Origin of the sequence: Pseudomonas sp. EMN2, assembly GCF_009650555.1 — a bacterium.
Classification (GTDB): Bacteria; Pseudomonadota; Gammaproteobacteria; order Pseudomonadales; family Pseudomonadaceae; genus Aquipseudomonas; species Aquipseudomonas sichuanensis.
Genome location: NZ_VZZR01000108.1, coordinates 1 through 11,515 on the forward strand (window position 1 = coordinate 1; position 11,515 = coordinate 11,515).

At 59.3% G+C, this 11,515-nt stretch carries 8 protein-coding genes; 4 read left to right on the plus strand and 4 right to left on the minus strand.

All coding sequences use genetic code 11. From position 1 onward, the window contains the following. The coding region (locus F6X61_RS24985; protein ID WP_153789001.1) for a 4'-phosphopantetheinyl transferase at nt 1–434 on the plus strand (434 nt) is incomplete at its 5' end. Here F6X61_RS24985 and F6X61_RS24990 read toward each other — a convergent pair. Next, nucleotides 431–2,035 carry an ATP-binding protein gene (locus tag F6X61_RS24990; RefSeq protein WP_153789002.1) on the minus strand — a complete coding sequence of 535 codons (1,605 nt, stop codon included), beginning with the start codon at nt 2,033–2,035 and terminating at the stop codon, nt 431–433. The genes F6X61_RS24985 and F6X61_RS24990 overlap by 4 nt on opposite strands. Continuing rightward, complete coding sequence (locus tag F6X61_RS24995) at nt 2,032–2,742, minus strand: response regulator transcription factor (protein ID WP_110993002.1); 711 nt, start codon at nt 2,740–2,742, stop codon at nt 2,032–2,034. Before F6X61_RS24995 ends, F6X61_RS24990 begins: the two co-directional genes overlap by 4 nt. Nucleotides 2,743–3,582: 840 nt before the next feature. Between F6X61_RS24995 and F6X61_RS25000 the strand changes: the two genes are divergently transcribed. Further along, a complete protein-coding gene (locus tag F6X61_RS25000) occupies nt 3,583–6,459 on the plus strand; it encodes a ribonucleoside-diphosphate reductase subunit alpha (protein WP_153789003.1) in 2,877 nt (958 codons plus the stop codon). Nucleotides 6,460–6,724: 265 nt separating this feature from the next. Then, nucleotides 6,725–7,975 carry a ribonucleotide-diphosphate reductase subunit beta gene (locus F6X61_RS25005; RefSeq protein WP_153789004.1) on the plus strand — a complete coding sequence of 417 codons (1,251 nt, stop codon included), beginning with the start codon at nt 6,725–6,727 and terminating at the stop codon, nt 7,973–7,975. A 33-nt stretch (nt 7,976–8,008) separates the two neighbouring features. Here F6X61_RS25005 and F6X61_RS25010 read toward each other — a convergent pair whose 3' ends face one another. Together F6X61_RS25010 and dgt are read right to left on the minus strand one after the other, a co-directional pair. Then, nucleotides 8,009–8,779, minus strand: a complete 771-nt coding sequence (locus F6X61_RS25010; protein WP_153789005.1) for a hypothetical protein — start codon at nt 8,777–8,779, stop codon at nt 8,009–8,011. Continuing rightward, on the minus strand, nt 8,760–10,235 hold the full coding sequence (dgt, locus tag F6X61_RS25015) for a dGTP triphosphohydrolase (protein WP_256671423.1): 1,476 nt from the start codon (nt 10,233–10,235) through the stop codon (nt 8,760–8,762). The genes F6X61_RS25010 and dgt overlap by 20 nt, the downstream gene beginning before the upstream one ends. 421 nt (nt 10,236–10,656) lie before the next feature. Between dgt and F6X61_RS25020 the strand changes: the two genes are divergently transcribed. After that, nucleotides 10,657–11,196: a Bro-N domain-containing protein gene (locus tag F6X61_RS25020; RefSeq protein WP_153789006.1), complete on the plus strand. Its 540-nt coding sequence runs from the start codon at nt 10,657–10,659 to the stop codon at nt 11,194–11,196. Nucleotides 11,197–11,515 lie beyond the last annotated feature (319 nt).

The window sequence follows — 11,515 nt, forward strand, 5'->3', positions numbered from 1 at the left end:
GTTCGCCGATCTGGCCCGCCGGCATCCACGGCTCGATCACCCACGGCCAGGGCTGGGCCGCCGCCGTGGTGGCCGCCGACGGCGCCTGCCGCGGCCTGGGGCTGGATCAGGAAAGCCTGCTGAGCGAAGAGCGTGCCGAACGCCTGGCCGCCGAGATCCTCACCCCCGCCGAGCTGGAACGCCTGGACCGCAGCCAGCAGGCCCTGGCCGTGACCCTGACCTTCTCGCTCAAGGAAAGCCTGTTCAAGACGCTCTACCCGCTGACCCGGCAGCGCTTCTACTTCGAGCACGCCGAGCTGCTGGCATGGTCCGCCGATGGCCACGCCCGCCTGCGCCTGCTGACCGACCTGTCGGCGCAGTGGCGCCATGGCGTCGAGCTCGATGGCCAGTTCTGCGTGCGGGACGGCCACCTGCTCAGCCTGATCAGCGTTTAGTCCCGTGGCTGCTCGCGTGGCCAGCTCAGGCTGAAACAGGCCCCGCCCAACTGCTCGCTGCGCCCCACCAGGGCGCGGCCGCCGTGCCAGTAGATGATCCGCCGCACGATCGACAAGCCCAGGCCATGCCCGCCCGAGGCGCGGGTGCGGCTGTCGTCCAGGCGGGTGAAGGGGGTGAAGATACGGTCCCATACGCCTTCCGGGATGCCCGGCCCGTCATCCTCCACATCGATACGGCAGCGCTGCTGGCCAAGTTGATAGCTCAGGCGCACCTCGGACTCGGCGTGACGCATGGCATTGCGCACCAGGTTCTGCAGGGCGCGGTGCAGGTAGCGCGGCTCGGCCTCGACCCAGGCAGCACCGCCATCCAGCCCATGGCATTCACCCCGCAGCACGCGCACATCGGCGCGCAGCGGGGCCAGCTCATCGATCACCCGGGCCAGCAGTTCATCCAGGTCCACCGCCTGGAACAGCAAGGCCGGAGCGCCCTGCTCCAGGCGGGCGTAGGTCAGCATCTCGTCGACCAGCTTGTCCAGGTCCTGGATATCACCGTCCATGCCGGCCAGGTGCTTGGCCCGGGCCTGCTCGGTGCTGGCGCTCTCGATCATCTCCAGGCCGAAGCGCAAGCGCGCCACCGGCGTGCGCAACTCGTGGGACACCGCTCGCACCAGCTCGCGCTGCATGGTCAGCGAACGCTGCAGGTGCTCGGCCATGCCGTTGAAGGCTTCGGCCAGGCGCCCGACCGAGTCGGCATCACCGGCCGGCACGCGGGTATCGAGGCTGCCCTGGGCGATGCGCGTGGCAGCCACTTCCAGGCCCGAGACGCGCCGCTCCAACTGACGTACCAGCAGGTAGACCACCAAGCCGATCAGGCACAGGCCAAGAAAGGCGATCAGGATCAGCAACTGCGGCGGGTACGGGTTGAGCTGGTGCAGCGGGCCGATCTCCAGCACCCAGGGCGAACCGGGCAAGCCCGCAAACACGCGGATCGAGTCACCGTCCCTCCCCAGCGCCATCACCGTGTCGCCCTCCTCCACCCGGCGCCGCTGGTCGTCATCCAGCGCTGCACGCTCGATGCGCTGCAGGGCAATGTCGAAGCCGAAGCCCTTGCTCTGGCGGATCTGCGCCAGGCGGCTCTGCTGTTCGGTGACCGGGTAACGCACCAGTTCATCGGCCAGCAGATAAAGGGTGGCACGCGCCAGTTGCTCGCTGACCTGCTTGACCTCGGCCACCAACAACTGGTCTTCGCGCCCGACCCGGCGCAGCACCCGGGCGGCATGCGGGCCGGTCTTTTCCACCACCACCAGATCGCGATACAGCCGCGCGCGCTGGCCGCCATCGAGGGTGAAGGCCGACAGCGGTTGCAGGCGCAGCGGCACCCCCAGCAAACGCTCCCAGATCACCAGCGAACGCTTGCGCTCTACTTCGTTCTGCTGCGCCAGGTTGTCGGCCATCAGGCTGAAGGTGCCTTGGGCCAGGCCTTCGCGGTGCTGGCCGGCACGCACCTCGTTGGCCAGGTGCAGGCTGAGCACGCCGAGCACGGCCACCAGCACCAGCACGGCGAGCATGCCGCCATAGATGCGCAGGAAGATGGAATTCATGGCGCCGGTGCCTGGGCGGCCTCGCCGACGAACAGGTAGCCCTTGCTGCGCAGGGTCTTGATCAGGCGCGGGTTGATCGGGTCGTCGCCGATCTTGGGGCGGATCTTGGAGATGCGCACGTCGATGGAGCGGTCCTGGCCGTCGTAACCGACGCCGCGCAACGAGGTGAAGATTTCTTCGCGCGACAGCACCCGCCCGGCGTTGCTGGCCAGCAGCCACAGCAGGTCGAATTCGGCGCCGGTCAGCTCGACCAGCTGGCCGCCCAGGCGCGCCTCGCGCAGGCGCTGGTCGATGTGCAGCGGGCCGAAGGCCAGAGCCTGCTGGCGCTCCGGCGCCTCGCTGCGGCGCAGCAGGGCATGGATGCGCGCCAGCAGCAGGCGTGGGCGCACCGGCTTGCAGACATAGTCGTCGGCGCCCTGGTCCAGGCCCTGGACCTGGTCGAGTTCGTCACTGCGGGCGGTGAGCATGAGGATGGGGCCGGCGTACTGGCCGCGCACCCGGCGGCAGATGCTCAGGCCGTCTTCGCCGGGGAGCATCAGGTCGAGGATGACCAGATCGGGCTGGCTGTCGATGATGCGCCGCGCCGCGCGGCCGCCATCGCCTTCTACCGCCACCTCGAAGCCGTTGGCCTGGAGGTATTCGGCGGTGAGCTCGGCGAGGCGCTGGTCGTCCTCGACGATCAGGATGCGGTTGTTCGGCTGATCCATGGCCCTTTTACCCTTTGTTGGTCTTGTTCGGGGGCACTGCTGGCCTGTGTAGGCCCATCGCGGGGCAAGCCCGCTCCCACGCACTGTCTCTTGTGGGAGCGGGCTTGCCCCGCGATGGGCCGCACAGGCACCACAACAGCTTGATTGTGCTGATGATTCCCTTTCACCAAAGAGCAACATCGCCCCCGGATACTACGTTCCGGGCTCACGCCTGCCAATCACCTCGCCCCCCCTTGGCTGGAGCGTTTTTTGTGATAGGGTTCGCGCCCGCAAAAAACTGCCCAAGGGCGGCGAGACTCAGAAAAATCGTGAAAACCTCTTGGGACAAGGCCTACAGCGACTACCCAGGAATCACACACAAAGTACCCACAACTTATCCACAGGCGCTCGCCTTGCAAAGCCCCCCAGACCGCATTATCTTGTATCCCGATCGCAGCGAACCACTAGATGTTGGGGTTCGAGCAAAATCACACACACAAGTCAACAGGCAAATTCAAGCGAATTTCACCTGCTGAACTTAACGTGATTCCAGCAGCCAAAGCGCTCCTGCGCAGGCGTCCGATGCAAGCCCATTCAGGGCCTTGTTCGGGCATGGGTGTTGCAGGCCAGGCCTGACACCCATCAGCAACAGATTTTGGGTTCGCCCAGAAACTTTGACTTCGGCCAGGGAGCGGCAGGTTATTGCCCCTTATTCCTGAGTCTGTCCCGAAGTCGGTACGCCCGAGCGGACGGATGCGTGTGCTTCACGCGCATCCCCGCCCGGGCCACCAGGCAAGTGGACGGAACGGTGGGCGCCCAAAAGGCGCCTGAACACTATAGAAACTGTGGAGACACCCACCCATGCAAACCGACACAACTCGCGAGAACCCGCAGGCTTTGGCGCCGCAGGCCGAGTCCAACCAGGACCTGGCTGCCACCGCCCCGGGCCAACTGCGCGTGATCAAGCGTAACGGTACTGTCGTCCCCTACACCGACGACAAGATCACCGTGGCCATCACCAAGGCGTTCCTCGCAGTTGAAGGCGGCACCGCTGCCGCTTCGTCGCGCATCCACGACACCGTCGCGCGCCTGACCGAGCAGGTCACCGCCACGTTCAAGCGTCGCATGCCATCGGGTGGCACCATCCACATCGAAGAAATCCAGGACCAGGTCGAACTGGCCCTGATGCGCGCCGGCGAGCAGAAAGTCGCCCGCGACTACGTGATCTACCGCGACCAGCGCGCCAAAGAGCGCGCCACCCGCGCCAACACCGGCGCCGTGGTCGAGCCGCACCCAAGCATCCGCATCACCCTGGCCGACGGCAGCCTGGCGCCGCTGGACATGGCACGCCTGAACACCATCATCAGCGAAGCCTGCGAAGGCCTGGCCGAAGTCGATGGCGAGCTGATCCAGCGCGAAACCCTGAAGAACCTCTACGACGGCGTGGCCATCAAGGACGTCAACACCGCCCTGGTGATGACCTCGCGCACCCTGGTAGAGCGTGAGCCGAACTACTCGTTCGTCACCGCCCGCCTGCTGATGGACACCCTGCGCGCCGAAGGCCTGGGCTTCCTGGGCGTGGCCGACAGCGCCACCCACCACGAGATGGCCGACCTGTACGCCAAGGCCCTGCCGGCCTACGTGGCCAAAGGTATCGAGTTCGAACTGCTCAACCCGGCACTGGCCGACTTCGACCTGGAAAAACTGGGCAAGGCGATCAACCACGAGCGCGACCAGCAGTTCACCTACCTGGGCCTGCAGACCCTGTACGACCGCTACTTCATCCACAAGGATGGCGTGCGCTTCGAGCTGCCGCAGGTGTTCTTCATGCGTGTGGCCATGGGTCTGGCGCTGGAAGAGAAAGACAAAGAAGCCCGCGCGATCGAGTTCTACAACCTGCTGTCGTCGTTCGACTACATGGCGTCGACCCCGACCCTGTTCAACGCCGGCACCCTGCGCCCGCAGCTGTCCAGCTGCTACCTGACCACCGTGCCGGACGACCTGTCGGGCATCTACCACGCGATCCACGACAACGCCATGCTGTCGAAATTCGCCGGTGGCCTGGGTAACGACTGGACCCCGGTGCGCGCCCTGGGCTCGTACATCAAGGGCACCAACGGCAAGTCGCAAGGCGTCGTGCCGTTCCTCAAAGTGGTCAACGACACCGCCGTTGCCGTGAACCAGGGTGGCAAGCGCAAAGGCGCCGTATGTGCCTACCTGGAAACCTGGCACCTGGACATCGAAGAATTCATCGAACTGCGCAAGAACACCGGTGATGACCGTCGTCGTACCCACGACATGAACACCGCCAACTGGATCCCTGACCTGTTCATGAAGCGCGTCTTCGATGACGGCAAGTGGACCCTGTTCTCGCCAAGCGAAGTCCCTGATCTGCACGACCTGACCGGCAAGGCCTTCGAAGAGCGCTACGAGTACTACGAAGCCCTGACCGAGTACAACAAGATCAAGGTGTTCAAGACCATCCAGGCCAAAGACCTGTGGCGCAAGATGCTGTCGATGCTGTTCGAGACCGGCCACCCGTGGCTGACCTTCAAGGACCCGTGCAACCTGCGCAGCCCGCAGCAGCACGTGGGCGTGGTCCACAGCTCGAACCTGTGCACCGAGATCACCCTGAACACCAACAAGGACGAGATCGCGGTCTGCAACCTGGGCTCGATCAACCTGCCGAACCACATCGTCGACGGCAAGCTGGACACCGCCAAGCTGCAACGCACCGTGAACACCGCCGTGCGCATGCTCGACAACGTGATCGACATCAACTACTACTCGGTGCCGCAAGCGCGTAACTCGAACTTCAAGCACCGCCCGGTGGGCCTGGGCATCATGGGCTTCCAGGACGCGCTGTACCTGCAGCACATCCCTTACGGCTCCGATGCTGCGGTCGAGTTCGCCGACAAGTCGATGGAAGCGGTCAGCTACTACGCGATCCAGGCTTCCTGCGACCTGGCCGACGAGCGCGGCGCCTACGAGACCTTCCAGGGTTCGCTGTGGTCCAAAGGCATCCTGCCGCTGGATTCGCAACAGATCCTGATCGAGGCCCGTGGCCAGAAGTACATCGACGTCGACCTGACCGAAAGCCTGGACTGGGCACCGGTCCGTGCCCGCGTACAAAAAGGTATTCGTAACTCGAACATCATGGCCATCGCGCCGACCGCGACCATCGCCAACATCACCGGCGTGTCGCAGTCCATCGAGCCGACCTACCAGAACCTGTACGTGAAATCGAACCTGTCGGGCGAGTTCACCGTGATCAACCCGTACCTGGTGCGCGACCTGAAAGCCCGCGACCTGTGGGACTCGGTGATGATCAACGACCTGAAGTACTACGACGGTTCGGTGCAGCAGATCGAGCGTATCCCGCAAGAGCTCAAGGACCTGTACGCCACCGCGTTCGAAGTCGAGACCAAGTGGATCGTCGATGCAGCCTCCCGTCGCCAGAAGTGGATCGACCAGGCCCAGTCGCTGAACCTGTACATCGCCGGCGCCTCGGGCAAGAAGCTGGACGTGACCTACCGCATGGCCTGGTACCGTGGTCTGAAGACCACCTACTACCTCCGTGCCCTGGCCGCGACCAGCACCGAGAAGTCGACCATCAACACCGGCAAGCTCAACGCCGTGTCGAGTGGCGGCGACAGCGCCCCGGTCCAGGCCGCGGGCCCTGCCCCGGTACCGAAGGCTTGCGCCATCGACGAGCCGGATTGCGAAGCCTGCCAGTAAGGCTTGGCTGAGGCTTCCCCCGGGAAGCCTCTTTTTTCGTGTAGCCACACGGAACCCTGTGGGAGCGGGTTTACCCGCGAAGAGGCCGGCACTGCCGCCCCCTGCCCCACAGCCAGACACAATAGACCCGGGCGCCAATACCCGGGTCAGCCCCTCGAAGGGCATTCAGATTTGCGTGCACTGCAGTACCCCATCCGGGGCCAAAGCACCGCAACCAAGATCCACCGGCCATACTCAAGATGGCCCTCAAGCAGGAGAACTCACCATGCTGAGCTGGGACGAATTCGATAAAGAAGACGGCGAAGTAGCCGCCAAGGCCAACACCGGCGCACAAGCCGCCGCAGCCGCCACCCTGGACAAGCTCGACAGCGCCGGCGGTGCCGCCGCCCTGGAAGCCCGCGCCGCCACCGCCTCGGACTCCGACGCCGTCAAGCGCGCCAAGGCTGCCCTGGACGCCCTGGACATCGCCGAAGGCCTGGCCGAGCTGGAAGGCTCCTCGGCCCGCGTCGCCGTTGACGAAAAGCGCATGATCAACTGCCGCGCCGACCTCAACCAGCTGGTCCCGTTCAAGTACGACTGGGCCTGGCAGAAGTACCTCGACGGCTGCGCCAACCACTGGATGCCGCAAGAGGTCAACATGACCGCCGACATCGCCCTGTGGAAGAGCATGGACGGCCTGACCGAAGACGAGCGCCGCATCGTGATGCGCAACCTCGGTTTCTTCTCCACCGCCGACTCGCTGGTTGCCAACAACCTGGCCCTGGCCGTGTACCGCCTGATCACCAACCCGGAGTGCCGCCAGTACATCCTGCGCCAGGCCTTCGAAGAGGCGATCCACACCCACGCCTACCAGTACTGCATCGAATCGCTGGGCATGGATGAAGGCGAGATCTTCAACATGTACCACGAGATCCCGTCGGTCGCTAAGAAGGCCGCCTGGGGCCTGAAGTACACCCGCGCCATCTCGGATCCGGAGTTCAACACCGGCACCGTCGAGACCGACAAAGAGCTGCTGCGCAACCTGATCGCCTACTACTGCGTACTGGAAGGGATCTTCTTCTACTGCGGCTTCACCCAGATCCTGTCCATGGGCCGCCGCAACAAGATGACCGGCGTTGCCGAGCAGTTCCAGTACATCCTGCGTGACGAGTCCATGCACCTGAACTTCGGCATCGACGTGATCAACCAGATCAAGATCGAGAACCCGCACCTGTGGGATGCGGCGATGAAGGAAGAGGCTACCCAGATGATCCTGCAAGGGACTCAGCTGGAGATCGAATATGCGCGCGACACCATGCCGCGCGGTGTGCTGGGCATGAACGCGGCGATGATGGAGGATTACCTCAAGTTCATTGCTAACCGTCGTTTGACCCAGATTGGGTTGAAGGAAGAGTATCCGGGGACTACCAACCCGTTCCCTTGGATGAGCGAGATCATGGACTTGAAGAAGGAGAAGAACTTCTTTGAGACGCGGGTTATTGAGTATCAGACTGGTGGGGCGTTGAGCTGGGATTGATCTGAAAAAAGGCTGCGTAATACGCAGCCTTTTTTATGAGAATGAAAAGTTAAAATTATTTCCACGCAGCAGGATCTCCGTTCCAAACAAATCCTCCCTCATCCACTGAAGATTATCTTTGAGCGCCTTTACCTCATTTAAGGTAAAGTATATTCGATTGAAGAACTTCAGCTGTGACTGATAGATATCATCCACTGAATAGGCGCAAAGCTCGGATTTTAGATACCTTAAAAGCCCAGGCATTAAGATTTTCGCTCGCTTATCATGAATCGCGCGCAACACTCGAAGAAGCGCCCCTAATCGATTTGGATTTTCAACAAGAACCAAATCGAGCTCACCACTTGAAAGCTGCGCAAGATAATGCGGCTTCATTAGCAGCCTCTCATCCAAGAAAGAATAAGCGACCGCATCCCAGTTTGTAATAGTAGTATCGAGCAAGCTAGTTCGATCTTTAAACACAACCAAGCTTTCTCTAAAGGCCCACGTATCCTTCAAAGGCCAAACATCTACCGACCACCCTCCAATATCTAATCTATACCCTCCAAATTTATTTTCTTGCGCATCGTATAAATTAAAAAAAGAGTCCAAACGCTCTTTCTGGCAATCAACCACCACATCTATATCAGAATCAAAGCCTTTTACGCTGAACAGTGCCACATCTCTAATGAAGCCCCCAAAAAGCAAAACCTCGCCCAGAGAAGACAAATGAGAAATAAACCTTGAAAGATCAATAGCTGCCGGAGAGTCAAAAAATCTTTTGACCCTCTTCTTTAGCACGGCAGAGTTATGAGCAATGCCTTTCATAAAACGAACTCAACTCATCATGCAACGAAACCAAATAGCTATCAGTCATCCCAGAAACAGAGTCGGCCAATAACTGAGCTTCTTTATAAGGTGCGGAAAGCAAGTTTTCAGGATCTTCAAAAACTCGTCTGTAATTTTCTGAAATTCTAGAGTAAACGTATTTCCCAAAGGGGCTCTGAGAGCCATGCGCCTTTGTCAATCGACCATGAATACCAACCCACAACATATCCATGACGCGTTTGATATAACCATTACCTTTTAGCTCAAGCTCCAAAACACTTTTATGCCTAAAACCATATGCATAATCAAATTTTTTCAGCACCTTGCACAGCAGACCTGCTTCAGTCTCAGCAATAATTCCTTTGTATGTGCAGTTACGAGCAAGATAAAGATCTGCCAACTCCGAGAATTTATCGACTACAGCATTCACCATAGCAGTTATTGCATATACCCTGAACATCTGCATTGCACAATCATTAAGCTCTTGCGGGCTCAGCGACGCATCCTCAAAATCTTTACTTTTAGCCCTTGCCTGAGAAACAACCTTTATAGATACAGGATCATCACCACAGCTTTTCTCTAAAAATCGGATCAGATCATAATAAGAAGCCAATCCTTTCTTTACAGTGTCTTCAGCATCAAGCACTGAGTAGGCAATATCGTCACAAGCCTCCATCACATAAGTTAATGGATGTCGAACCCCTGACTGCAAACCAGTCACACCCCAGACTTCCTCGACGATGTCTTTTTCCGATTTAAAGAAACCTTGCTTCTTCCACTTGCCAGAATCTGATTCGCCAGTCCCCACGGGATACTTAATCAACGCAGCCAGGGTTGCATAAGTCAAATTCAAACCAAATGAATCATTCAGCAACTGGAGCCGCGTAACCAAGCGGACAGTTTGTGCGTTACCATCAAAATTCACAAAATCATGAGAATCTTCAGGAGCATCAGCAAAAACCGTTTCCTGATTAGTTTTAAACCAATCCTGTATAGCGTACTCACCCTGATGGCCAAACGGTGGATTGCCCAAATCGTGCACAAGACCAATAGCAGCTAGCAACGCTGGCACGCTTCGCTGAAGATATGCCTCGCTCTCAATACCAGCGAAAATTTCTCGCTTTTCATATACAAGCCTCAGCCCAATACTTCTGGCCAAAGCCGATACCTCATGCGAGTGTGTTAGACGGTTCCTAACACTATCATTTTTATCTAATGGGTAAACTTGAGTTTTGTCAGCAAGTCGACGAGTAGGAGCTGCAAAGAGAATTCGATCATAGTCACGTTCAATTTCGTATCTTCCGGAAAATTCGGTGCCCCCACTCGGCGCACCTTTATCTTTACGGCGACTATCAGCTAAAAGCTCATTCCAAGAAAGCATCAAATACTCCATTAAATAAGAAGCCACGAAATCAAACAGGCCTGCATTATAGCTGAACCGCAACAGATTTTCCATCCAACACCACAACAGATGCCACCCACTATGAAACCAAATATTAATTACATTAAGAAAATTACGGAAACGCCCTACAAGGTTTTCGATTGACTAAATATGAATTCAATAGTTAACTCGAAATGCGCCTAAGAAACGCAATCACACAGCGGCCTACCCGCTCCCGACAGATGCGGCTTTTTTGTGCCTGTGGTCTAATACTGCGCGCATGAAACACTCTGTTACGTCGGGAGTGGGCTAATAGAATACCCGCAAGGGAAATACGTCCGGCCTGCTGTGTGAGGTTTCTTAGCTCCCGACACCCAGCCCTAAGAAAGCTGACAACAGACTGAGGTAATGGATATGCCCCTCAACGCGTGCATTCAGAGGACGCTCACAAGTACGTCCTGCTTGTTTAAATCTCCTAAGATCGCGGAGGCCAGCCATGACTGACCTCCACGACTCCACCCTCTTCACCCGCCACAACCGCCCCCTCCACACCCTTTGGCTCGAATCCCAAGCCTGGTTCTGCGCCCACGAACTCGGCCGGATGACCGGGCGCTTCTTCGACGAACACTGCATCCGCAAGCTCGACCCGGACCAGCATCGCACCGTTCAGCTGCTGCGCTACGGCCAGTACAGCGAGACCACCATGGTCAGCGAGTCCGGGGCCTATACCCTGCTGGCCCATCATCACATTCCAGAGAACCGCCACCTGCGCCACTGGCTGACCCATGAGGTGGTCGCGGTGCTGCGCGATGGCCAGGACTCGGCGCTGGACGACCTGCCGCGCCTGGGCAGGATGTGCTGGCCGGGTGGGCATACGGCGAGTCTGTTGTATTGGCAGAGCGAGCCTTGGGTACGGATGCGGGATATGCCGGTGGTGATGGCGGCGGAAGTGCCTTTGGCCATGACTGCGAAGCGCAAGCTGAGCTGGAGGGAATGTGCGCAGCGGGCGTTGCGATTGCATGGGGTTGGGGATTGAAGATCCCTGGGGCCGCTCTGCGACCCTTCGCGGGTAAACCCGCTCCCACACAAAGTGGGAATGGCAGAAGAAGGGCTTGCCCTCGCCATAATGGGCATCGATGTGCCGGACTGGAACATGCCAGTCACGTGGTCGAGGGCAAGACCGTTAATGAGTTTAGAGCGGATCATGAGGCTTGCCACTTCGAAGGCAGCGCTTTCAAGGTGTTTGCGTGATGGCCGGCAGGTGTTCGCCGAAGACCTTGCAGCGCCTATCAGATCGAGCGCCGCCCGCGCGGCGCTTCGCGGGTAAACCCGCTCCCACAGTTTATTTCGGGCCA